This window comes from Devosia lucknowensis (genome assembly GCF_900177655.1).
GTDB lineage: Bacteria > Pseudomonadota > Alphaproteobacteria > Rhizobiales > Devosiaceae > Devosia > Devosia lucknowensis.
The window spans coordinates 87,375-109,201 of sequence record NZ_FXWK01000002.1 but is presented as its reverse complement, the minus strand read 5'-3'; the positions used below and the strand labels follow the sequence as shown (position 1 = coordinate 109,201).

The following is a 21,827-nucleotide window of genomic DNA, read 5'->3' as shown; positions in this document are numbered from 1 at the left end:
CTCACACCCCCACCTAACCTCCCCCTGATAGGGGGAGGGACCGGCCGGTGGGTGTGAGGAGACGCTGCCCGATACACAGATTTCCCCCTCCCCCTCCTTCAGGGGGAGGCCGGGTGGGGGTGGCGACAGGCGCCGCACCCAAAAGCAAGCGAGCCCCAAATGCCCCAGTTTCGGATGACCGGCCGCGGCCTGTGGATCACGGCGCTGATCGTGCCGCCGCTGTGCTTCGTGGCGCTGTTTATCGTCTATCCGATCATTTCCGCTTTCGCCTATGCCTTCTTCGACTGGCAGGGCCTGAAGCGGCTCGACTTCGTGGGCTTCGAAAACTTCCACACAGTGCTCTTCGTCGAGCCCTATCGCAGCTGGACGCTCAACGCGTTCAAGAACAACATCATCGTCTTCTTCGCGCTCATGGTGCTGCAGAACGGGCTGGGCTTCATCCTTGCCTACGCGCTCTGGCGCGAACTGCCCGGCGCGCGCTTTCACCGGATCGCGGTGTTCCTGCCGGTCGTGCTCTCGACCATCATCGTCGCCTATCTGTTCAAGCTGTTCTATCACCCGCTCTTCGGCGTGGTGAACATCAGCCTCAAGAGCATCGGCCTCGGCGAATGGGCGCAACCCTGGCTCGGCCAGTCGGGAACCGCCCTCTGGAGCATCATCGTCGCCCAGGCCTGGCACATGGTCGGTTTCCCGACCCTGGTCTTTTTGGCGGGCATGCAGCGCATTCCCAGCGAAATCCTCGACGCCGTGCGCATGGAAACCGAGAGCGAGTGGGTCAAGATCTCAAAGATCGTCTGGCCGCTCGTCGCCCCCAGCGCCACCATCGTCTTCACCCTGCTGTTCGTCGGGGCGTTCAACTGGTTCGAGCTGCCCTACATCATGGGCGGCCTCGACGGCTCGCCCTTCGGTTCGACCGACGTGCTGGGGCTCTACTTCTATCGCACCGCCTTCGGTAACGTGTCGTCCGGACAACAGGACTTCGGCCTCGGCTCGGCTCTTGCCGTCCTGATCTTCATCTTCATCGCAGCGATCGCCGCGGTCATCACCACGCGCCTGCGCGCCCGGGAAATCCAGCTATGAGCGCGGCCACCACCAGCTACTACGACCGCAAGGGCATTCTGGGCACGCTGGGCCGCGATGGCCTCCTGCAGATCATCCTCATCGCCAACACCATCTTCATGCTGGCGCCAATCGTCATCATGGTGTTCTCGGCCTTCAAGACGACCCCGCAGATCTTCCAGTCGCCATTCGGCATTCCCGATTTCACGCAGGTCCAGAACTTCATCAAGATCTGGTCCGAGACCAATTTCCTGCGCTACCTCGCCAATTCCTTCGTCGTCACGGGCGCCTCCATGGTGCTGATCCTGACGCTGGGGACCATGGCGGCGTATGCCATCGGGCGCTACGCCTTCACCGGCGCCAACTTCATCCTGATGTTCTTCCTCGCCGGGCTGACCCTGCCGCTCAAACTGGCCATCATTCCGCTGTTCATGCTGATGCGGGACCTGTCGATCCTCAACAACCAGCTGAGCCTGATCTTCGTCTACACGGCCATGGGCCTGCCCTCGACCGTCTTCATCATGACCGGCTTCATCCGCACCCTGCCCAACGAGCTCGAGGATGCGGCGCGCATGGATGGCGCTTCGGAAGCGCGCATCATGTGGTCGATCATGCTGCCGCTGGTGCGCCCTGCGATGGTCATCGCCGGCATCCAGAATGTCGTGCCGATCTGGAACGACTTCTTCTTCCCGCTGGTCTTCATCCAGAACGACAACCTCAAGACCCTGCCGCAGGGCCTCACCACCTTCATGGGCGAATATACGACCGATTGGGGCGTGCTGTTCTCGGGCCTGACACTCTCGGCCGCGCCGATCATCATCATCTACATCGTGCTGTCGCGGCAGTTCATAGCCGGCATGACCTCGGGCGCCGTGAAATGATGCTGCCCCGTGGGCTCGTGGTGTCCTGCCAAGCGCGAGCGGACAATCCCCTGCATGGTCCCCAGTTCATGGGCGCCATGGCGCTGGCCGCGCGCGATGGTGGGGCCGTCGCCATCCGTGCCAATGGGCCGGCCGATATTGCTGCGGTCGGCGCGGCGGGATTGCCGGTCATCGGCATCCACAAGATCTTTTCAGAGCGCTATCCCGTCTACATCACGCCCGATTTTGCCGCCGCAGCGGCAGTCGTCGATGCCGGAGCCGGCATCGTCGCGCTCGACTGCACCGAACGGCCGCGCGATGGCGAGCATCCCGGTGTGCTCATCCGGCGCATCCACGAGGAGCTGGGGGCCCAGGTCTTTGCGGACATCTCGACCCGCGAGGAGGGATTGAAGGCGGCCGCCTGGGGTGCCGACTACGTTGCTACCACGCTGTCGGGCTATACCGAGGCGACACTGCCCAAGCCGGACGCGCCCCACCTCGAGCTCGTCGAGGCGCTGGCGGCACGGTTGACGATTCCCGTCATCGCCGAAGGGCGCTACAATTCCCCCGACCTCGTGCGCCAGGCTTTTTCTGCAGGCGCCCATGCCGTGGTGGTGGGAACCATGATTACCAATCCGCGCGAAATCACCCGCGCCTTCGTCGCCACGGGCGTGCCGCAGTGACCGTCGTTCACGTCGGCCTCGATGTTGGTGGCACGGCGAGCCGCTGGGTCGCCTGCGACGCGGGCGGCGAACTGGTCGCGCGGGGAAGTGCCGGTGGCGCGACCGCGCATGTGTTCAACCCGGCCGAGCGCTCACGACTGGCAACCGTGTTCGAGGCAGTGGCCGCAGCGCTGCGCGAGGCGGGCCTGCGACCCGCCAGCCTTTGCGCCGGCATGACCGGGTTTGGCGCCCCCGCAGCCGACGAGATCCGCAGCATGGCGGAGACCGCGCTGGCCCTGTCGGCCGGCGCGGCGATGGTCATGGACGATATCGTCATGGCCTATGCGGCCCACTTCCGCCCCGGGGAGGGCCACCTGATTTCCGCCGGCACGGGCTCGATCGGCATCCACGTCACAAAGGCGGGCGAGGTCATCCGTGTGGGGGGCAGGGGCATCCTCATCGACGATGCCGGCTCGGGCAGCTGGATCGCTCTCCAGGCACTCGACCGCATGTATCGGGCTCTCGATCACACAGGCGGGTTCGTAGAAGTCGAGGAGCTGGCCCGGCAGATGTTTTTGCTCGTGGGTGGCAACAGCTGGAGCGATGTTCGCCAGTTCGTTTATGCAGGCGATCGCGGGCGCATCGGCACCCTTGCCGTGGGCGTGGCGCGTGCGGCCGAGTCCGGAGACCAGACCGCGCTCGATATCCTCCGCCGCGCCGGAGCAGAACTGGCCGCCCTGGGCGAAGCATTGCACACGCGCTGCGGGGCAGGGCCGATCGCTCTGGTCGGCGGCGTCCTGCAGCTGAACCCGCTGATCGTCGACGAGATCACCTGGCGTTTTCCTGGCGTCGATCTTACGACACCCGTGATCGACAGCCCGCTCGGCGCGGCGCGGATGCGCACCAGCGAAGCTGGCCGGCCCTGGCTGGCGCTCCTTGCCAATGGATTGGGAACACCCTGAACCGCATCGCCGGTGGTCATAACGCAAGCGACCGGCTAGCGTCCCAAACGCGCCAGCCATGTCGAACGCGCGGCTGCTGACACGTCGTGTCGATGAAACCAGGCACAGGGCAGACGGCATTGGGAGAAGTGGTGATGCAGGACGACCTTTACGGCGCGATCGTGATCAGGGGTGCGCGCGAGAACAATCTGAAAAATGTCTCGCTCGACATTCCCAAGCGCCGCATCACGGTCTTCACCGGAGTCTCGGGGTCCGGAAAGTCGTCGCTGGTCTTCGGCACGATCGCGGCCGAAAGCCAGCGGCTGATCAACGAGACCTATCCGGCCTTCGTGCAGCAGTTCATGCCCAGCTATGGCCAGCCCGATGCCGACCAGCTCGAGAACATCTCGGCCGCCATCATCGTCGACCAGCAGCGGCTGGGCGGCAATTCGCGCTCGACCGTGGCCACGGTGACCGACGCGGCGCAGATGCTGCGGGTGCTGTTTTCAAGACTCGCCGAACCGCGGCTCGGACCACCCGGGCTCTACTCCTACAACGATCCGCGCGGCATGTGTCCCGATTGCGAGGGCATCGGCCAGGTCGCGGCCATGGACATGTCGGCTGTGCTCGACGAAACCAAGTCGCTCAACCAGGGCGCCTTGCTGCCCAAGGATTTCGCCGTCGACAGCTGGTGGTGGGAAATCTACGCCAATTCCGGCCTGTTCGACATGGACAAGCCCATCAAGGATTTCACGGCGGACGAGCGCGAAAACCTCCTTCACCTCGACGATGGCCGCAAGATCAAGGTCGGCAAGATCGGGCTGACCTACGAGGGCGTCGTCGCCAAGCTCAAGAAGGGCCTTGGGTCGAAAGATCCTGAAAGCCTGCAGCCGCATGTGCTGCGCGAATACGAAAAGATCTTCACCCGTGCCGTTTGCCCGGCCTGTCACGGAACACGGCTCAATGCCGCCGCCCGCACCAGCGTGATCAACGGCAAATCCATTGCCGATCTTTCGGCTATGCAGGTTTCCGATCTTGCCCCCTTCATCCGGGCCATTGCCGCTCCCCAGGTCGGGCCCATGCTCGAGGCGCTGGCCTTGCGCCTCGAAAATCTCGTGACCATCGGTCTGGGGTACCTCAGCCTCGACCGCGAAAGCTCGACGCTGTCGGGCGGCGAGTCGCAGCGGGTAAAGATGGTGCGCCATCTGGGGTCGTCGCTGACCGACATCACCTATGTATTCGACGAGCCCTCGGTCGGCCTGCACCCTCATGATGTGGGCAGCCTCGCGACGCTGATGACCCAGCTCCGCGACAAGGGCAATACCGTGCTCATCGTCGAGCACAAGCCGGACATGATCGCCATTGCCGACCACGTCGTCGACATGGGCCCCCTTGCCGGATCGAAAGGGGGCGACGTGGTCTATGAGGGCGACTTCGCCGGCCTGCTCGCATCGGACACGCTGACCGGCACGCATATGAAAAAGCACCAGCCGATCAAGACGGAGGTGCGCAAGCCTTCCGGCGATGCCCTCCGGATCGAGCAGGGCGCCATCAACAATCTGCGCGATGTTTCGGTGTCCATTCCGCGCGGCGTGCTGACCGTCGTCAGTGGCGTGGCGGGATCGGGCAAGTCGAGCCTGATCCAGGGATGCCTGCCCAAGGCCTATCCCGATACCATCATCATCGACCAGAACCTGGCGCGCGGCTCGCGCCGCTCGAACACGGCGACCTATACGGGGCTGCTGGACGGCGTGCGCAAGGCCTTCGCCAAGGCCAATGGCGTCGAGGCGTCGCTGTTCTCGGCCAATTCCAAGGGCGCCTGTCCCGATTGCAACGGACGCGGCGTCATCTACACCGACCTCGCCCATCTCGATCCCATGGTGACCACCTGCGAAACCTGCGAGGGCAAGCGCTTCCTGCCCGAGGTGCTGGCCCACCAGCTGCGGGGCAAGTCCATCGCCGACGTCTACGACATGAGCATCGAGGACGCGGCCGGCTATTTCAACGAGCCTGCGCTCGCCAGGATCGTGCAGGGCCTTGTCGATGTCGGCCTCGGCTACCTGACGCTGGGTCAACCGCTCTCGACCCTGTCCGGCGGCGAGCGCCAGCGCCTCAAGCTTGCGGCCGAACTGGGCAAGAAGGGCAATATCTACGTGCTCGACGAGCCCACCACGGGCCTGCACATGAACGACGTCGATACGCTGATCGGCCTTTTCGACCGGCTGGTCGACGCCGGATCGACCGTCATCGTCATCGAGCACAATCTCGACGTCATCGCGCGTGCGGACTGGGTCATCGACATGGGGCCGGGCGCGGGTCATGATGGCGGGCGCGTGCAGTTCGAGGGCGTTCCGGCAGATCTGGCGCGCGACCCGGCCTCGCTGACGGCGCGCTATCTTGCACAACGTTCGGGTGGATAAGCCGCCACGTGTCCACGATCGCCCTTGCCTGCATTATAGTTATACGTCATAACTAAATGCGTGAGGGAGGAGACTCATGGACGTCAAGGCGACACCGATCCGCTCCGTGCGGCTCGGAAACATGTCTGCGGCAGCGGAAAACCGCGCCGACGGCACCACCATCATTCGCTCGGTCGATGCGCTGGGTCCCTATCCGCGCGCCATCGTCGATGCGCTTGAGGCCTGGGCCGACACGACGCCCGATGCCATTCTCATCGCCGATCGTGACGGAGCCGGCTGGCGAGAGCTGAGCTATGCCGATGTCATGGCGCGGATCCCGCCGCTGGCGCAGGCGCTGCTCGATGCCGGTCTTTCACCCGAGCGGCCGTTGATGATCCTCTCCGGCAACGAGGTCGAGCACTTTCTCCTCGGCATGGCGGCCATCTGGGTCGGCATCCCCTATGCGCCGATTTCGCCGGCCTATTCACTGGTGTCCACCGATTTCGGCAAGCTGCGCCATATCGCCGGCCTGCTGACCCCGGGCATGATCTATGCCAGCGACGGCGACCGGTTCGCCCCAGCGATAGCGGCCGTGTTTGGCGCCGACGTGCCGCTGGTCGTGCGCACCAATCCCGCGCCCGGCCGCCGGGCCACCAGATTCGACACCCTGCTCGCGACCCCCGTCACCGACGCGGTCGCAAAGGCCCACGCCGCGATCACGGCCGATACCGTTGCCAAGGTGCTGTTCACCTCGGGGTCGACCGGCCTGCCCAAGGGTGTCGTCACCACCAACCGCATGATGGCCTGCAACCAGCAGATGATCCGGCAGGCTCTTGCCTTCCTTGAGGACGAGCCGCCGGTCCTGCTCGACTGGATGCCGTGGAATCACGTGGCCGGGGGCAGCCACAATACCGGCATTGCCATCTACAATGGCGGCAGCTTCTATATCGACGACGGCCAGCCGACGCCCGCCCGTATCGGCCGGACGCTGGAAAACCTGGCCATGGTGCAGCCGACCTTCTTCACCAATGTGCCCAAGGCCTACGAATTCCTCGTCGCCGCCTTCGATGAGCATCCCGAGGCGCGTCGCAACCTCTTCGCCCGGCTCAAGCTGCTGCAATATGCCGGAGCGGGCCTCAGCCAGCACGTTTTCGAGGGCCTCGACCGGGCCGCCCGCGCCGAGACCGGTGAGCGCGTTCTCATCATCACCGGCTATGGTTCCACCGAGACCGCGCCCTTTGCATTCACCACCACCTGGGCTGTGGAAGAGGCCGGGCATATCGGCCTGCCTGCGGCGGGCATGACCATCAAGCTCGTGCCCAATGGCGACAAGACCGAGTTGCGCCTCAAGGGCCCCAATGTCACGCCCGGATACTGGCGCGACGCGGAAAAGACCGCCGAAGCCTTCGACGAGGAAGGCTTCTACCGGATCGGCGACGCCGTGCGCTTCGCCGACCCCGATGAGCTCGGCAAGGGCCTGGTCTTCGATGGCCGCGTCACCGAGGATTTCAAGCTCTCGACCGGCACCTGGGTCAACTTCGCCGCCGTTCGCTCGGCCGTCATCGGAGCCTGCGCGCCGCTGATCCGCGACGTCGTGTTGACCGGTCTCGACCGCAACTATATCGGCGCGATGATCTTTCCCGATCTGGGCGCCTGTGCGCGCCAGGCCGGCCTGCCCGCGGAGGCCGATGCCGACACCATCCTCGCCCATCCTGTGGTTCGCGAGCGATTTGCCACCAGCCTGGCTGGGCTCGCGCTGAAGTCGACCGGCAGTTCCAACCACGTGGCGCGTGCCCTGCTCATGGCCGAACTGCCCGACATCGACCGCGGCGAAGTGACCGACAAGGGCTCGATCAACCAGAGGGCCGTGCGGACCTATCGCGCCGATCTCGTCGAGGCGCTCTATGCCGAGATGCACGGCGCCGACATTATCCTCTGCCCCCGGAAAGGTGCCTGATCCATGAGCAAAGGCCTTCGCCTCACTTTCGACGATGCCTGGCTGCTGGGTGGCGCGCGGACCCCATTCATCGATTATCGCGGTGCCCTGAGCGAAGTCTCCCCGATCGACCTCGGCATCAAGGCCGCGCGGGCAGCCGTGGAGCGGACTGGCGTCAAGGCGGCTGACATCGGTCATACCATCGCCGGATCGATGGCCCAGGCCTCGTTCGATGCCTATGTCACGCCGCGCCATATCGGCCTTTACGCGGGGGCGCCCATTGAAGCGCCGGCGCATCTGGTTCAGCGCATCTGCGGCACCGGCATCGAGGTCATCGTCCAGGCCGCCGATTCCGTATCGCTCGGTCGCGTCGATCTGGCCCTGGCGGCCGGTTGTGAATCGATGAGCCGCAACCCGATCGCGGCCTATACCCACCGCAACGGCTTCACCATGGGGAAGGTCGAATTCAAGGACTTCCTGTGGGAAGCGCTGTACGACCCGGCCGGCTGCGTCAACATGGGCGACACCGCCGAAAACCTCGCCCGGCAATACGGCATTTCCCGCGAGCGCGTGGACCGGTTCGCCGAGCGCAGCTTCAATCGTGCCATTGCTGCCCGCGACGCCGGCATCCTGGCCGAAGAGATCGTGCCGGTGACCAGCGAGACATTCGAGATCGAGGGCATAGACAGGCGTGGCATCAAGCTGCCGCGCGGTGTCGAGAGCGTCGATACCGACAGCCACATCCGGCCATCGCCCTATGACGTCCTGGCCAAGCTGCGACCCGCCTTCGGCGGCGTGCAGACGGGGGGCAATTCCTCTGCCATCGTCGACGGGGCCGGGGCGGTGCTCGTCGCTTCGGCAGGGTACGCCCGCGCCAATGGCCACACGCCTCTGGCGCGGATTCTGGCCAGCGCGGCGGTGGGTGTGCCGCCCCAAATCATGGGTATCGGCCCGGCGCCGGCCATCCGCGCCGTGCTCGAAACCGTGGGCATGCGGCTCGACCAGATCGGCCGCATCGAAATCAACGAGGCTTTCGGGGCGCAGATCCTGGCCTGCGTGGATGAACTGGGTCTCGATGAGGACAAGCTCAACGTCAATGGCGGGGCGATTGCCATCGGCCATCCGCTGGGCGTGACGGGTATCCGGCTGGGTCTGACCCTGGCGCTGGAACTGCGCCGCTCGGGCACGCGCTACGGCATCGCGTCTGCCTGCATCGGTGGCGGCCAGGGTATCGCCCTGCTGCTGGAAAACCCTGAGGCGGCATCATGAACATATCAGGCAAAACCGCATTTGTGACCGGCGGCGCATCGGGCCTCGGGGCGGCGACCGCCCGGCTTTTGGCCCACGCGGGCGCGAACGTGGTCATCCTCGATCGCGACGGTGAGAAGGCCGCGCAGGTAGCCGGTTCGCTGTCGGGCCTCAGTATTGCGGTGGACGTGTCTTCGGCCCAAAGCGCCGAACAGGCGGTGGCCGAGGCCATAGCCGGGGCGGGCACGCCCTCGATCCTAGTCAACTGCGCCGGCATCGGCACGGCGGGTCGCATCGTCGGTCGCGACGGGCCGATGGATCTCGATGCCTTCAGCCGGGTGATCAATGTGAACCTGGTGGGCAGCTTCAATATGATGCGGCTTTGCGCCCATGCCATGTCGTTGGCCGAGCCCGACGAGAACGGGCAGCGTGGGGTCATCATCTCCACTGCATCGGTCGCCGCTTATGAAGGGCAGATCGGGCAGGCGGCCTATGCTGCCTCCAAGGGCGGGATCGTGTCGCTGACCTTGCCAGCCGCCCGCGAGTTTGCGCGCTTCGGCATCCGTGTTCTCGCGATTGCCCCGGGCCTGTTCCTGACGCCGCTGCTCGAGGGGCTGTCGCAGGAGACCCGGGAGGGCCTCGCTGCCGCCACTCCCAATCCACCCCGCCTTGGCCGCCCGGACGAGTTCGCGGCGCTGGTCCGGTCCATGGTCGAAAACGACTATCTCAACGGCGAAGTGGTGCGTCTCGATGGCGCGCTGCGCATGCAGGCCAAGTAGGAGCGGCGATGTTTTCCAACACCACCACCGTAGAAATCCAGTTCGGCGACTGCGACCCGGCAGGTATCGTCTATTATCCGAACTATTTCCGCTTTTTCGACAATGCCACGGCCGCCATGCTCTCGGCCGCGTTCGCCATGCACAAGCGCAACTGGCTCGATCACTACGCCATTGCCGGCATTCCCATGGTCGATACCGGCGCCAAGTTCATCCGGCCGTCGAGCTTCGGCGACACGATCGAAATCCGCAGCGAGATCACCGAGCTGGGTCGCTCGAGCTTCGGGGTCAAGCATACCGTGGTTCGCGATGGCGAGACCATGATCGAAGCGCACGAAAAGCGCGTCTGGGTGGTGCGTGGCGAGAACGGCGCAATTCGTTCCGCCCCGCTTCCCGACGACGTGCGCAATCTCCTGGGTGCCGCATGAGCGCCCTTGCACAAGGACAATCCATGGCCGACGTCTTGACCATCGAACAGCGGGGCGCAATCACCCATCTGCTGCTCAACCGCCCGGAAAAGCGCAATGCGCTTAACGACGACCTGATCGCCGCGCTCGACGCCTTCTTCGACGACATGCCCAAGGGCACGCGGGCCATCGTCGTCAGCGGCGCCGGTGGGCACTTTTCATCGGGTCTCGATCTCTCCCAGCACGTCGCGCGCCAGCCGCTCGAAGTCATGGCGCACTCGCGCAACTGGCACCGGGTCATGGCCCAGATCGCCCATTCGCAGGTGCCTGTCGTCGCGGCCATGAACGGTGCCGTCATGGGTGGTGGTCTCGAATTCGCCGCTGCCTGCCATGTGCGCGTGGCGGAAGAAACGGTGCGCTTCCAGATGCCGGAAGGCCTTCGCGGCATTTTCGTGGGTGGCGGCGGGTCCGTGCGGATTTCCCGGCTGATCGGTCCGGACCGCCTGGCCGAGATGATGCTGACGGGGCGCACCTATCCCGGACGCGACGGCGAAAGACTGGGCCTTGCCCATCACGTCGTGCCGGAGGGCGAGGCACTTTCGAAGGCCTTCGATCTGGCCGAGCGCATCGCCAAGAACTCGCCCACCATCAACGGCTTTATCATCCAGGCCATTGCGCAGATCGGCACCATGTCGCCCGAGGCGGGCCTTTATGCCGAGAGCCTGACGGCCGCGCTGAGCCAGACCGGGCCGGACGCCGAGGAAGGATTGCGGGCCTTTCTCGAAAAGCGCCCGCCGAATTTCGGCTAGTTCAGAGCAGGCGGTCGAGGAGGGACAACAATTGGGCACGGGCAGCAGGACCACCGAGACGAGCGACGGTTTCCTCTTCGAGCGCCGCGTGGCGAGCCTGCGCATCGGCGAGGAAGGCCTTGCCGTTTTCGGTCAGGTGCAACGCATTGGCGCGCTTGTCCTGGGCAGAGGGGATGCGTTCGACGAGGTTGCGCTCCTCGAGCCCATGCACCAGCGTCACAAAGTTGGCCCGCTTGATGCCGAGGACTTCGGCGATCTCCGTCTGCTTGCGACCGGGATTGTCACCGATGAGCACGAGCACGGAATATTCCGCCGGACGCAGTTTCAGCGCGTCGAAGATGGCAAGGAACTTCTGGAACACATTGAGCTGCGCGCGGCGCAGCCGATAGCCGATCGCCCCGGTGGCCGTTTCGGTCTGCAACCGGTTGTCGGCACGGAGATCTGAGGGAGCAGCGGACGGTTCTGAGTTTTGGCGCATCGTGTCCTGACCCTAACGAGACGGGTAGGGAAGGCAAGTGCGGGAGGAGCGAAATATGAATGGAAACGGACCACGATGACCTCAGCGGTATCGGGGAGGAAACAGCACATTTGGTTATGATGGTTCGACAGTACTGCCGAATTTCATTCAGGAAATTCCCGATATCATAACCACAGAGATATAAAATGGACGGCAATTATCATTTTACATTGCCATGAATGCCGTCCTTAATTCAGCGTGCAACGGGGGAGGAAATCCGTGTTCACTGACAGGTCCTTTTTAGGACGAACCGCGCATAGACTGGCGCGATGGACAGCCATAGCGGGCGGCATCGCGCTGCTCGCCATGATCGCCATCGTCGTCATCAGCGTTATCGGTCGCACGCTGATCTGGGCGGGGCTGAAACCGATTCTGGGCGACTATGAACTGATCGGGCTCGGCATGGGTTTCGCGGTCTTCGCGTTCATGCCCTGGGCGCATCTCGAGCGCGGGCACGCGCTGGTGTCCCTCGTCACCGACAATTTCAGCGGCGCGGTCAACGCCTGGATCCTCGTCGTCACCGACCTGATGATGCTGGTGGCCGCCGCCTTCATCTGCTGGCGGCTCTATTTCGGCATGATGGACAAGTTCAGCTACCGTGAAACCACCATCCTGCTCGGCGTGCCGATGGGTTGGGCCTATGCCGCCGCCATGATCGGCGCCGTTGTCTTCGTGCTCGTGTCTGTGTTCGTCTTCGGCCGCTCGGTCACCGATGCGCTGGCCGGCCGCGCTCCGGCCAAGCAGCAGGGAGTAGACCATTGACCACGAACCTGATCCTAGGCCTCATGGGCATCCCGGCCGTCCTGCTGCTGGTCTTTCTGCGCGTGCCGATCGGGCTTGCCATGATGGTCATCGGTGTCGTCGGCACCTGGATGATTACCAAGAACTTCAACCCCGTGATGGCCCAGTTCAAGACGCTGAGCTATTCCACCTTCGCCTCGCATTCCCTGTCGGTGGTGCCGCTCTTCCTGCTGATGGGCCAGTTCGCGACGCTATCCGGCCTGTCGAGCAAGATCTTCAAGGCGGCCACTGACTGGCTCGGTCATCGCAAGGGCGGGGTGGCGATGGCCGCCATTGGCGCCAGCGCCGGCTTCGGCTCCATCGTGGGCTCCTCGCTGGCAACTGCGGCCACCATGGGCCGCGTGGCACTGCCCGAATTGCGCAAGCACGGCTATTCCGACGCCCTGTCCACCGGCACGGTGGCAGCGGGGGGCACGCTCGGCATCCTGATCCCGCCCTCGGTCATCCTCGTCATCTTCGCGGTGCTGACCGAACAGAATATCGCCAAGCTCTTCATGGCAGCCTTTATCCCGGGCTTTCTGGCGGCAGCCGGTTATCTGATCGTCATCGCCATCTATGTCCGGGTGCGCCCCGGCGCGGGCACGACAATGGAGCGCGTGCCCTATCGCGAACGCTTCAAGTCGCTAGCGGCGATCTGGCCGGTGCTCGTGGTCTTCGTGCTGGTGATCGGCGGCATCTATACCGGTATCTTCACGCCGACAGAGGCGGCTGCCATCGGCGCGGCGGGCACGGGCCTGATCGCCCTGGCCTATCGCAGCCTCACCTGGGCTAATGTGCGCGACGCGCTGCTCTCGACGGCCATGTCGACGGCGATGATCTTCCTCATCGTCTTCGGTGCGGCGGTGCTGAACGGTTTCCTCGCCATGTCGCAGCTGCCGCAGGTCGCTGCAGGCTGGATCGGGGAGCAGGGCTACAACCCGTGGATGGTGCTGATCATCGTCCTGGTCTTCTACCTGATCCTGGGCTGCGTCATGGATTCGCTGTCCATGATCCTGCTCACCATTCCCATCCTCTACCCGATGATGATGGTGCTCGATTTCGGCATGACGCCGGACGAGTTCGGCATCTGGTTCGGTATCCTCGTGCTGATCGCCGTGGAGGTCGGCCTCATCACCCCGCCGGTGGGCATGAACCTCTTCATCATCAACTCCATGTCGCCCGGCACGCGACTTTCGGAGACCTATCGCGGCGTGTTGCCCTTCGTCATCAGCGACATCGTCCGCACTGCCATCCTGGTCGCCTTTCCAGCCATCACACTCTGTATGGTGTGGCTGTTCTACTAGCGATCGAACGAGAAACCGGCGGGCACCAAGGGAGAGGGCGCCCGCCGGAAAGACTGCAAACTGGCTTCGGCCATCAACGGGAGGAGACTACCCCATGAAGACCAAATCCATCGTGCTGGGCGCGCTTGCCGCTCTTGCGCTGTCGACCACTGCCTTCGCTCAGGAAGTGACGCTGCGCATCCACCAGATGCTGCCGGCGCAGGCCACCATTCCGGCGCAGGCCATCGAGCCGTGGGCGGCCAAGGTGCAGGAAGAATCCGGCGGGCGGATCGCCTTCGAACTCTACCACGCCATGCAGCTGGGCGGCGCCCCGGCCAGCCTTTACGACCAGGCCAAGGACGGTGTCGTCGACGTCATCTGGACCGTGTTGGGCTACACGCCCGGCCGCTTCCCCAAGTCCGAAGTGTTCGAGTTGCCGTTCCTGATCACCACTGGTGAAGCCTCCTCGGCCGCCTTCTACAACTACGCCATGGAACATGCGGCCGACGAATATGCCGGCGTGCATGTCATCGCGCTGCATACCCATGGCCCCGGCCTCTTCCACTCCAAGGAGCCGATCACGAGCCTTGAAGACCTGCAGGGCATGAAGGTGCGCGGCGGTTCGCGCATCATCTCCAACATGCTGGCCCAGCTCGGTGCCGAACCGGTCGGCATGCCGGTTCCCGAAACGCCCGAGGCGCTCTCCAAGGGCGTGATCGAAGCCACCACCATCCCCTGGGAAGTGACGCCCTCCCTGCGCATCGCCGAACTGGTCAAGAACCACACCGGCTTTACCGGCGATCACGGTCTCTACAGCCAGACTTTCGGCTTCGTCATGAACATGGACAGCTACAACAATCTGCCCGACGACCTGAAGGCGATCATCGATGCCAATTCCGGCCTCGAAACCTCGCGCCAGTTCGGCCGCGTCATGGATAGCGGTGACGCCACCGGCCTCAAGATCGCCGTGGAAGCGGGCAACAACATTGTCCAGCTCGACGAGACCGAAACGCAGCGCTGGATCGAGGCCGCACAGCCCACCATCGACCAGTGGCTCGCCGACATGTCGGCCGCCGGTGTCGACGGACAGGCTCTGCTCGACGCAGCCCGCGCCGCCATCGCCGCCGAAATGTAAGATCGGACGATCTGAACATGAAAGGCCCGACCGGAAAACCGGCCGGGCCTTTTCTTTTGGTGGCGATACCAAGCATCGGCCCACCCTCGGATCGAGCGCGAGGGCGGTGGTAGAAACGGGCTATCCCGGCAGGCCGGTGTAATTCTCGGCAAGGCTCTGCTGGGCCACACGCGAGCTCGCGAGATAATCGAACTCGGCCCGCTGGATGCGGCGGCCGAAGGCACCGTTCTCGGGAAAAGTGTGCATGAGGCTCGTCATCCACCACGAGAAACGCTCGGCCTTCCAGATGCGCTGCAGCGCCTTGGCCGAATAGAAATCGAGACCGGCATTGGAACGCTCATCGTAGAATTCGATCAGCGCGTCGGCCAGCATGGCGACGTCGCTCATGGCCAGGTTCAGTCCCTTTGCGCCGGTGGGCGGCACGATATGCGCCGCGTCCCCGGCGAGGAACAGGGATCCGAAACGCAGCGGTTCGGCCACGAAACTGCGCAGCGGCGCGATGGATTTTTCGATCGACGGCCCGGTCTGCAGCGCCTCGGCGGTTTCTGCATTGAGGCGCCGGCGCAGCTCGTCCCAGAAGCGATCGTCGCTCCAGGCTTCGACCTTTTCATCGGTCGGCACCTGCACATAGTAGCGGCTGCGCGTGGGCGAGCGCTGCGAGCAGAGAGCAAATCCGCGTTCGTGGTGGGCATAGATGAGTTCATGCGCCACTGGCGGCCTGTCGACGAGGATGCCCAGCCAGCCGAAAGGGTAGACGCGTTCAAATGTGGCAAGGGCTGCCGCAGGCACGCTGGCCCGGCTGACGCCATGATAGCCATCGCACCCTGCTATATAATCGCAATCGAGACGGTGACTGACGCCATCCTTGGTCCAGCTCACCCATGACTTGCCGTCAAGATCGTGAAGCGCCACGTCATCGGCTTCGTAGATGGTCTGGCCGGTGCGCGCATCCATGAGGTCGCGGGTGACCTCGGTCTGGCCATAGACCATGACGTGGCGGCCGACCAGGTCGGTGAAATCGATGCGGACGCGGTCGCCGTCGAAGGAAAGGTCCGTGCCATGGTGCACGAGCCCTTCGGCGTGCAGGCGCCTGGACACCTGGGCGCGTTCCATCAGGTCGACCGAGCCCTGTTCCAGCACTCCGGCGCGAATGCGGCCCAGCACATAGTCGGCGCTTTTGCGCTCGAGGATGACATTGTCGATGCCGTTGAGATCGAGCAGCCTGCCGAGCATGAGCCCGGCCGGCCCCGCCCCGATAATGGCAACCTTGGTGCGCATGTCAGTCCTCCCGGCAGTCTTGTTGCCGGCAAGAGTGCTACGGCAGGGCGCGGCCGGGAATGGACAGACGTGGCAATCTCTTGCACTATCTGAACATGAATATCATCCCGACATATGCGCTCTACGGCGAAACCCAAGGCGCGTATCGGCAGGACTGGCTGCATTGGGAGACCATCCAGGCCCGCAGCCGCTTGCACGATTACCGCATTGCGCCGCACCGCCACGAGCAGTTCTTTCAGGTGCTCCACCTCACCGGCGGGCGCGCGGACATGGTGCTCGACGGCCACCGGCATTTGCTGAGGCCCCACAGTGTCGCGGTCGTCCCTGCGGGCATCGTCCATGGCTATGGTTTCAGCCCTGATGTCGAAGGGCTGGTCCTGACCCTGATGGAGCGCGACCTCGATGACTTGGGTATCGCCCGGCCGAGCGCCATGGTGGTCCAGGGGCACTGCGATGCCATCGGGACAGCGCTGGCGCGGCTGACTGCCGAGGCGGACCGGCCCGGCGTCGGACACGATGTGGCGATGCGCGCGCTCCTGATGCTGTTGGTCGTGGCGTTGGCGCGGGTAGCGCCTTCAGTGGTGCAGTCAGGTGCGAGCGGGCGGGCAGCTCAGATGGTGACTGCATTCCGCGACGAGGTCGAGCAACGCTATCGCCTGACCCGGCGCGTCGCCGACTATGCCGACGCCATCGGGATCAGCCATACCCACCTCAACCGGCTCTGCAAGCAAGTGCTCGGCCGATCGGCGCTCGCGGTGATCGAGGAGCGGGTGGCGCTCGAAGCGCGCCGGCAATTGCTGTTCTCCGCATTGCCGATCAAGCAGATCGGCGCCGAGCTGGGCTATGACGACCCCGGTTATTTCTCGCGCTTCGTGTCGCGGATGTTCGGCATGCCGCCGGCCGCGCTGCGAGAACGGATGCGCAAAGGCTAGGCTCCGGTGCGACGCAGGCGCTCGGCGACTTCGCGCACCGCCTGCATCAGGCTGACCGTTGCCAGGCTCGCAAGCGTATCGGTGCGCGTGGTGAAGCCGACCGGTCCGAGTGTCTCGCTGGTATCGACGGGAAGCAGGGCGAGCTGGCCTTCGGCCACATCCTCGGCCACCACGCCCTCGGAGATAATCCATATGGCATCGGTCTGCCGCACATAGGCGCGTCCGAAGGCATTGGAAACGGTCTCGATCTCATTGTGCAATCGTGTGACGCCCTGGGCGAGAAGGATGCGCTCGACGATGGGGCGGATTACCGAATCCGGCGTCGGCATCAGCGTCTGGTAATCCTCGATCATTTGCAGGTGGAAGTGGCCTGCCGTGAGAACAGGATGGTCCGGGCGAACCGCCAGAACGACGCGTTCGGAATAGAGATGCTCGAACGAGAGGCCAACCATGGCGTTGGGTTCGGCCATGCGGCCGATGACCAGGTCGACATCTCCTGTCCGCAGCAGTGACAGCAGATAGCCGTTGGGACCGGTAATGATGCGGGGCGTAACGCCCGCATTGTCCCGGGTGAAGCCGCGCACCGCATCGGGCAGGATATGGGCCGACACCGTCGGCAAGGCGCCAACCCGCACGATGGCGGCGTCGTGCGCGCCGCGGGCGGCATCAATCCCCTGCCTCAGGGCGGCGAGGCTGGTCGAGGCATAGCGAAAAAACACTTCGCCGAAGGCCGTCAATGCGAGGCGTCGCCGGCTGCGGTCGAACAATTGTCCCTCCAGCAGTGCCTCGAGCTCCTGCACGGTCTTGGTCGCCGCCGGCTGGCTGATATTGAGCGCCTCGGCGGCGCCGGCCATGGATCTGAGGCGTGCCACCTCGAGAAAGCAGGCGATGTGGCGCAGGCGAATTCTTGGATCGATGATGCGTTGAGACATGGGTTCGCCGGTTATCGCAATCGCCGGTTTTCTCGCAAATGAACCCGGCTACGCGAGTTTATGATAATCCCGGGGTTATGTCAGCGGCTGGACATATCATTTTACAGCCCCGCCATCCGTCCCTTAAATCCCCGGCGGAGAGGACACCATGACGTTTGCCCGCATCAATGGCACCGTATTGCACTATCGCCTGAGCGGCCCCCAGGGGGCGCCGGCGCTGGTCTTTGTCAATTCGCTCGGCACCGACGCTCGCATCTGGGACGAGGTCATTGCTCTGTTGTCCCAAACCTATCTCTGCCTCAGCTACGACAAGCGTGGCCACGGCATCAGCGACGTGCCCGTCGGCGACTACAGCCTCGACGACCATCTCGATGACCTCTCGGGTCTGCTCGATCATACGGGGATCGATGGCGCCGTTCTTGTCGGTGTTTCGATCGGCGGCATCATCGCCGAGGGCATGGCGCTGCGGGCGCCGCATCGCGTGCATGGGCTGGTTCTGTGCTGCACGGCGCCGCGCATGGGCGACGCCCCGATGTGGACGGCGCGCATCGAGACCGTGCGCGGCGCGGGGCTGGGCGCGATGGTCGATGCCATCATGGAGCGCTGGTTCAGCCCTACCTTCCGTGCCGAACGGACCGAGGAACTCGGCGGCTGGCGCAACCTGTTCCTGCGCACCGACCCCGAGGGCTATGCCAATACCTGTGCGACATTGCGCGACACCGACCTGACCGACGCCATTTCCGCCATCGCCGCCCCGACGCTCATCGTCGGCGGCGATGCCGACCTCGCCGCGCCGCTCGATCTGGTGCGCAACGGCCTTGCCATTCCGGGCTCGCGGCTCGAAGTGCTGCCGGGTGTCGGGCATATTCCAAGCATCGAGCAGCCTGCCATTCTCGGCAGGTTGATCGACGATTTTCTCAAGGAGGTCGGCCATGGCTGACACGAGCTTGTTCGATCGTGGCATGGCGACGCGACGGTCGGTGCTGGGCGACGCCCATGTCGACACCGCTACCGCTCGCAAGACCGGGTTCGACGAGGATTTCCAGACCTTCATCACCGAAGGCGCCTGGGGATCGGTATGGTCGCGGCCGGGCCTGACCAAGCGCGAGCGCTCCATGATCACCCTGGCGCTGCTGGCGGGCCTCGGTCATGAAGAGGAATTCGCCATGCATGTGCGCGCCACGGTCAATACCGGCGCGACCGAAGACGATATCAAGGAGCTGTTGCTGCATGTCGCCGTCTATGCTGGCGTGCCGGCAGCCAATGGCGCCTACAAGATCGCGAAACAGGAATTGGCCAAGCGTCAGGAGGCAGCGCAATGAGCGGCATCATTCTACCCGGAGCCGATGGGCAGTTGTTCCAGCGTGACCGCGCCTGGCATCCGGCAGCAGATACGCCGGGCTACAAGTCCACGACCTTCCGCGCCCCAAGGCACAGCCTTCTGGCGCTTGGACCGACCAAGTCGGAAATGACCGGCCCCACCTTCGGCCATGAAAAGCTCGGTCCGCTCGACAACGACCTTATCCGCAATTTCAGCCAGGACGGCACCGACGCCATCGGGCAGCGCATGGTGGTCTATGGCCAGGTGCTGGATGAAAATGCCCGGCCCGTCCCGAACACCCTGGTCGAATATTGGCAGGCCAATGCCGGCGGACGCTACCGCCACAAGAAGGAAGGCTACGTCGCCGCGCTCGATCCCAATTTTGGCGGCTTTGGTCGCTCGATCACCGACGAGAACGGCTTTTACCACTTCCGCACGGTCAAGCCCGGTGCCTATCCCTGGCCCAATAACGGCAATGACTGGCGCCCCGCCCACATCCATTTCTCGGTCTTCGGCCACGCCTTTGCGCAGCGCCTCATCACCCAGATGTATTTCGAGGGCGATCCGATGATCTGGCAGTGCCCGATCGTCGCAACCATCAATGACAAGGCCGCAATCGACCAGCTGACCGCGCGGCTCGACCGGCTCAACACTACGCCCATGGACGCGCTCTGCTATCGTTTCGATATCGTGCTGCGCGGCCGTCGCTCGACCATGTTCGAAAACAAGCTGGAGGGGAACTGACATGCTGCACCCGACCCCGATCCTCAAGGAAAGTCCGTCCCAGACAGCTGGCCCCTACGTGCATATCGGCATGACGCCCAACTTCTGTGACATCACCGGTGTCATCGACAAGGACCCCGGCGTCACCATGCTGACGCCGGACACGGTGGGCGAACGCATCACCATCACCGGCCGGGTCATCGACGGCTCGGGCGCACCGGTGGGTGATGGCGTGATCGAACTCTGGCAGGCCGATGCCGAGGGCGGCTTTGCGCAGCCCACGAACCCTAATTCCAATGCGACGCCCGCCTTCACCGGCTGGGGCCGGCAGCCGACCCAGCCTGATGGCACCTACACGTTCGAGACCATCAAGCCCGGACGCGTGGCGGGTCCGGACGGCAAGCCGATGGCGCCGCATGTCTCGCTCTGGATCGTCGCCCGCGGCATCAATATCGGACTGCAGACCCGCATCTACTTTGATGACGAGGCGGAAGCCAATGAAGCCGACTTCGTGCTCAACAAGATCATGGACAAACGCCGTCGTCAGACCCTGATCGCGCAGCGCGAAGGATCGACCTATACGCTCGATATCCACCTCCAGGGCGACAAGGAAACGGTGTTCTTCGATATTTGACGGACCCGCGGCCGGCCAACGCGACAGGCCTGCAATTGCGAAAGACCAGTAGCCTCAGGCACGGTCCTGGCCCAAGCTGTGGCATGACCGCGCCGCTCAACAGGAACGACCATGACGCTCCTCTCCGCCCTGACCGGGGATACCGAAATCGAAGCGCTGCTGTCCGACGCGGCCCAACTCGACGCCATGCTGGCTTTCGAGCGGGCGCTTGCGGAAGCCAGTGCCGAGGCCGGGCTGATTTCGGACGCTGCAGCGCGCTCCATCGCGCGCGCTATCGACGCCTTCGCGCCTGACTGGCCGAATCTCGAAGCCGGCATGGCGCGAGATGGCGTCGTAGTACCAGCGCTGATCAGGCAGCTCAAGGCCGGAGTGGCGGAGGCTGACCGCGCGAGCCTCCACAAGGGTGCGACCAGCCAGGATGTGATCGACACGGCGCTCATGGTGCAGCTGGGCAAGGTGTTCGATGTCTACGAGGCGCGCCTCTCGGGGCTGCTCTCCACCCTCGACACGCTCGCTGCCCGGCATGGCGAGGCGTCCCTGATGGCTCATACGCGCATGCAGGTCGCGCTCCCCACCACCTGGGGCGCCAAGCTGGCGTCCTGGTCGGAGCCCCTCAAGCGCCACCTGCGATCGCTTTCCGTCATGCGGCGAAGCCTGCTGGTCATCCAGCTCGGTGGCCCGGTAGGCGATCGCGGCAGTTTCGATGGGCATGGCGACGCGATCGCGACAGGCATGGCGCGTCGCCTCGACCTTGGGTTGGCGACCCCGTGGCAGGCAACGCGCGACCCTATCGTCGCCCTTGGCAGCCTTCTCGCGCAGATCTCCGGCTCGCTGGGCAAGATCGGCATGGACATCGCGCTTTTGGCGCAGAACGAGGTGGCAGCCGTCGGCCTTGCCGGTGGTGGCGGCTCATCGGCGATGGCGCACAAGTCCAATCCGGTCAATGCCGAGGTGCTGGTGGCGCTGGCACGCCACAATGCCGGCCTTTCGGGCACGCTCAATCAGGCCCTCGTGCACGAAAACGAGCGCTCCGGCGCGGCATGGACGCTGGAATGGCTGACACTGCCGCCCATGCTCGTCGCAACCGGGGCAAGCCTGCGTCTCGCCGCGGCGCTGCTTGATCAGCTGCGCCTGAACTGATTTCGGACGCTTGAGCGGAAAGCTGTTTCCAGACGCCGCAGTCGCGCGTTAGATG

22 protein-coding genes are annotated in these 21,827 nt (G+C 64.4%); 19 read left to right on the top strand and 3 right to left on the bottom strand.

Going from position 1 to position 21,827, the window contains the following annotated elements; genetic code table 11:
- Nucleotides 1–159: 159 nt before the first annotated feature.
- The 10 genes from CCK88_RS12930 (at nucleotide 160) to CCK88_RS12885 (ending at nucleotide 11,097) form a co-directional block, all read left to right on the top strand.
- Entirely contained in the window at nucleotides 160–1,080 is a 921-nt protein-coding gene (locus CCK88_RS12930) for a carbohydrate ABC transporter permease (RefSeq protein WP_086471028.1), read from the top strand.
- A complete protein-coding gene (locus tag CCK88_RS12925) occupies nucleotides 1,077–1,940 on the top strand; it encodes a carbohydrate ABC transporter permease (RefSeq protein WP_086471027.1) in 864 nt (287 codons plus the stop codon). The genes CCK88_RS12930 and CCK88_RS12925 overlap by 4 nt, the downstream gene beginning before the upstream one ends.
- Nucleotides 1,937–2,602, top strand: a complete 666-nt coding sequence (locus CCK88_RS12920; RefSeq protein WP_086471026.1) for an N-acetylmannosamine-6-phosphate 2-epimerase — start codon at nucleotides 1,937–1,939, stop codon at nucleotides 2,600–2,602. The genes CCK88_RS12925 and CCK88_RS12920 overlap by 4 nt, the downstream gene beginning before the upstream one ends.
- Entirely contained in the window at nucleotides 2,599–3,543 is a 945-nt protein-coding gene (locus CCK88_RS12915; protein WP_086471025.1) for an N-acetylglucosamine kinase, read from the top strand. The genes CCK88_RS12920 and CCK88_RS12915 overlap by 4 nt, the downstream gene beginning before the upstream one ends.
- 92 nt (nucleotides 3,544–3,635) lie before the next feature.
- On the top strand, nucleotides 3,636–5,942 hold the full coding sequence (locus CCK88_RS12910; RefSeq protein WP_244557522.1) for an ATP-binding cassette domain-containing protein: 2,307 nt from the start codon (nucleotides 3,636–3,638) through the stop codon (nucleotides 5,940–5,942).
- A 76-nt stretch (nucleotides 5,943–6,018) separates the two neighbouring features.
- Entirely contained in the window at nucleotides 6,019–7,878 is a 1,860-nt protein-coding gene (locus tag CCK88_RS12905; protein ID WP_086471023.1) for a feruloyl-CoA synthase, read from the top strand.
- Between the two features lie 3 nt (nucleotides 7,879–7,881).
- On the top strand, nucleotides 7,882–9,126 hold the full coding sequence (locus CCK88_RS12900; protein ID WP_086471022.1) for a thiolase family protein: 1,245 nt from the start codon (nucleotides 7,882–7,884) through the stop codon (nucleotides 9,124–9,126).
- Nucleotides 9,123–9,884 (top strand): SDR family NAD(P)-dependent oxidoreductase, encoded by a 762-nt coding sequence (locus tag CCK88_RS12895; protein ID WP_086471021.1) that lies wholly within the window; start codon nucleotides 9,123–9,125, stop codon nucleotides 9,882–9,884. The genes CCK88_RS12900 and CCK88_RS12895 overlap by 4 nt, the downstream gene beginning before the upstream one ends.
- Nucleotides 9,885–9,892: 8 nt before the next feature.
- The gene (locus CCK88_RS12890; protein ID WP_086471020.1) at nucleotides 9,893–10,309 is read left to right on the top strand and encodes an acyl-CoA thioesterase; all 417 of its coding nucleotides are present in this window, start codon (nucleotides 9,893–9,895) and stop codon (nucleotides 10,307–10,309) included.
- 23 nt (nucleotides 10,310–10,332) lie between these two features.
- Nucleotides 10,333–11,097: a crotonase/enoyl-CoA hydratase family protein gene (locus CCK88_RS12885; RefSeq protein WP_086471019.1), complete on the top strand. Its 765-nt coding sequence runs from the start codon at nucleotides 10,333–10,335 to the stop codon at nucleotides 11,095–11,097.
- 1 nt (nucleotide 11,098) lies between these two features.
- On the opposite strand, the gene CCK88_RS12880 is transcribed toward CCK88_RS12885, so the two are convergent.
- Entirely contained in the window at nucleotides 11,099–11,518 is a 420-nt protein-coding gene (locus CCK88_RS12880) for a MarR family winged helix-turn-helix transcriptional regulator (protein WP_244557521.1), read from the bottom strand.
- A 315-nt stretch (nucleotides 11,519–11,833) separates the two neighbouring features.
- Here CCK88_RS12880 and CCK88_RS12875 point away from each other — a divergent pair, with 315 nt between their 5' ends.
- The 3 genes from CCK88_RS12875 to CCK88_RS12865 all read left to right on the top strand — a co-directional run bounded on the left by CCK88_RS12875 (nucleotide 11,834) and on the right by CCK88_RS12865 (nucleotide 14,812).
- Nucleotides 11,834–12,376 carry a TRAP transporter small permease gene (locus CCK88_RS12875; RefSeq protein WP_086471017.1) on the top strand — a complete coding sequence of 181 codons (543 nt, stop codon included), beginning with the start codon at nucleotides 11,834–11,836 and terminating at the stop codon, nucleotides 12,374–12,376.
- A 23-nt stretch (nucleotides 12,377–12,399) separates the two neighbouring features.
- Nucleotides 12,400–13,698, top strand: coding sequence for a TRAP transporter large permease (locus tag CCK88_RS12870; protein ID WP_086471016.1), 1,299 nt, complete (start codon nucleotides 12,400–12,402; stop codon nucleotides 13,696–13,698).
- A gap of 94 nt (nucleotides 13,699–13,792) precedes the next feature.
- Nucleotides 13,793–14,812 (top strand): TRAP transporter substrate-binding protein, encoded by a 1,020-nt coding sequence (locus CCK88_RS12865; protein ID WP_086471015.1) that lies wholly within the window; start codon nucleotides 13,793–13,795, stop codon nucleotides 14,810–14,812.
- 120 nt (nucleotides 14,813–14,932) lie between these two features.
- Here the strand turns inward: CCK88_RS12865 and pobA are convergent, their stop codons facing one another.
- The gene (pobA, locus tag CCK88_RS12860) at nucleotides 14,933–16,090 is read right to left on the bottom strand and encodes a 4-hydroxybenzoate 3-monooxygenase (RefSeq protein ID WP_086471014.1); all 1,158 of its coding nucleotides are present in this window, start codon (nucleotides 16,088–16,090) and stop codon (nucleotides 14,933–14,935) included.
- 80 nt (nucleotides 16,091–16,170) lie between these two features.
- Here pobA and CCK88_RS12855 point away from each other — a divergent pair, with 80 nt between their 5' ends.
- On the top strand, nucleotides 16,171–17,022 hold the full coding sequence (locus CCK88_RS12855) for a helix-turn-helix domain-containing protein (protein ID WP_244557520.1): 852 nt from the start codon (nucleotides 16,171–16,173) through the stop codon (nucleotides 17,020–17,022).
- Here CCK88_RS12855 and pcaQ read toward each other — a convergent pair.
- Nucleotides 17,019–17,942: a pca operon transcription factor PcaQ gene (gene pcaQ, locus CCK88_RS12850; protein WP_210189966.1), complete on the bottom strand. Its 924-nt coding sequence runs from the start codon at nucleotides 17,940–17,942 to the stop codon at nucleotides 17,019–17,021. The genes CCK88_RS12855 and pcaQ overlap by 4 nt on opposite strands.
- A gap of 160 nt (nucleotides 17,943–18,102) precedes the next feature.
- Here pcaQ and pcaD point away from each other — a divergent pair, with 160 nt between their 5' ends.
- The 5 genes from pcaD (at nucleotide 18,103) to CCK88_RS12825 (ending at nucleotide 21,772) form a co-directional block, all read left to right on the top strand.
- Complete coding sequence (gene pcaD / locus CCK88_RS12845) at nucleotides 18,103–18,894, top strand: 3-oxoadipate enol-lactonase (RefSeq protein ID WP_086471011.1); 792 nt, start codon at nucleotides 18,103–18,105, stop codon at nucleotides 18,892–18,894.
- Nucleotides 18,887–19,276, top strand: a complete 390-nt coding sequence (pcaC, locus tag CCK88_RS12840; protein ID WP_086471010.1) for a 4-carboxymuconolactone decarboxylase — start codon at nucleotides 18,887–18,889, stop codon at nucleotides 19,274–19,276. Before pcaD ends, pcaC begins: the two co-directional genes overlap by 8 nt.
- Nucleotides 19,273–20,019 carry a protocatechuate 3,4-dioxygenase subunit beta gene (gene pcaH / locus CCK88_RS12835; RefSeq protein ID WP_086471009.1) on the top strand — a complete coding sequence of 249 codons (747 nt, stop codon included), beginning with the start codon at nucleotides 19,273–19,275 and terminating at the stop codon, nucleotides 20,017–20,019. The genes pcaC and pcaH overlap by 4 nt, the downstream gene beginning before the upstream one ends.
- A gap of 1 nt (nucleotide 20,020) precedes the next feature.
- Entirely contained in the window at nucleotides 20,021–20,632 is a 612-nt protein-coding gene (pcaG, locus tag CCK88_RS12830) for a protocatechuate 3,4-dioxygenase subunit alpha (RefSeq protein WP_086471008.1), read from the top strand.
- Nucleotides 20,633–20,743: 111 nt separating this feature from the next.
- Nucleotides 20,744–21,772: a 3-carboxy-cis,cis-muconate cycloisomerase gene (locus CCK88_RS12825; protein ID WP_086471007.1), complete on the top strand. Its 1,029-nt coding sequence runs from the start codon at nucleotides 20,744–20,746 to the stop codon at nucleotides 21,770–21,772.
- Nucleotides 21,773–21,827: the final 55 nt, after the last annotated feature.

Excerpts from the sequence above, each read along its gene's own strand:
- CCK88_RS12910 (WP_244557522.1), top strand. The coding sequence starts at position 3,636 with ATGAAACCAGGCACAGGGCAGACGGCATTGGGAGAAGTGGTGATGCAG.
- pobA (WP_086471014.1), bottom strand. The coding sequence starts at position 16,090 with ATGCGCACCAAGGTTGCCATTATCGGGGCGGGGCCGGCCGGGCTCATG.
- CCK88_RS12890 (WP_086471020.1), top strand. The coding sequence starts at position 9,893 with ATGTTTTCCAACACCACCACCGTAGAAATCCAGTTCGGCGACTGCGAC.
- CCK88_RS12825 (WP_086471007.1), top strand. The coding sequence starts at position 20,744 with ATGACGCTCCTCTCCGCCCTGACCGGGGATACCGAAATCGAAGCGCTG.
- pcaG (WP_086471008.1), top strand. The coding sequence starts at position 20,021 with ATGCTGCACCCGACCCCGATCCTCAAGGAAAGTCCGTCCCAGACAGCT.
- pcaH (WP_086471009.1), top strand. The coding sequence starts at position 19,273 with ATGAGCGGCATCATTCTACCCGGAGCCGATGGGCAGTTGTTCCAGCGT.
- CCK88_RS12900 (WP_086471022.1), top strand. The coding sequence starts at position 7,882 with ATGAGCAAAGGCCTTCGCCTCACTTTCGACGATGCCTGGCTGCTGGGT.
- CCK88_RS12920 (WP_086471026.1), top strand. The coding sequence starts at position 1,937 with ATGATGCTGCCCCGTGGGCTCGTGGTGTCCTGCCAAGCGCGAGCGGAC.
- CCK88_RS12870 (WP_086471016.1), top strand. The coding sequence starts at position 12,400 with ATGGGCATCCCGGCCGTCCTGCTGCTGGTCTTTCTGCGCGTGCCGATC.
- pcaD (WP_086471011.1), top strand. The coding sequence starts at position 18,103 with ATGACGTTTGCCCGCATCAATGGCACCGTATTGCACTATCGCCTGAGC.
- CCK88_RS12895 (WP_086471021.1), top strand. The coding sequence starts at position 9,123 with ATGAACATATCAGGCAAAACCGCATTTGTGACCGGCGGCGCATCGGGC.
- pcaC (WP_086471010.1), top strand. The coding sequence starts at position 18,887 with ATGGCTGACACGAGCTTGTTCGATCGTGGCATGGCGACGCGACGGTCG.
- CCK88_RS12885 (WP_086471019.1), top strand. The coding sequence starts at position 10,333 with ATGGCCGACGTCTTGACCATCGAACAGCGGGGCGCAATCACCCATCTG.
- CCK88_RS12930 (WP_086471028.1), top strand. The coding sequence starts at position 160 with ATGCCCCAGTTTCGGATGACCGGCCGCGGCCTGTGGATCACGGCGCTG.
- CCK88_RS12925 (WP_086471027.1), top strand. The coding sequence starts at position 1,077 with ATGAGCGCGGCCACCACCAGCTACTACGACCGCAAGGGCATTCTGGGC.
- CCK88_RS12865 (WP_086471015.1), top strand. The coding sequence starts at position 13,793 with ATGAAGACCAAATCCATCGTGCTGGGCGCGCTTGCCGCTCTTGCGCTG.
- CCK88_RS12905 (WP_086471023.1), top strand. The coding sequence starts at position 6,019 with ATGGACGTCAAGGCGACACCGATCCGCTCCGTGCGGCTCGGAAACATG.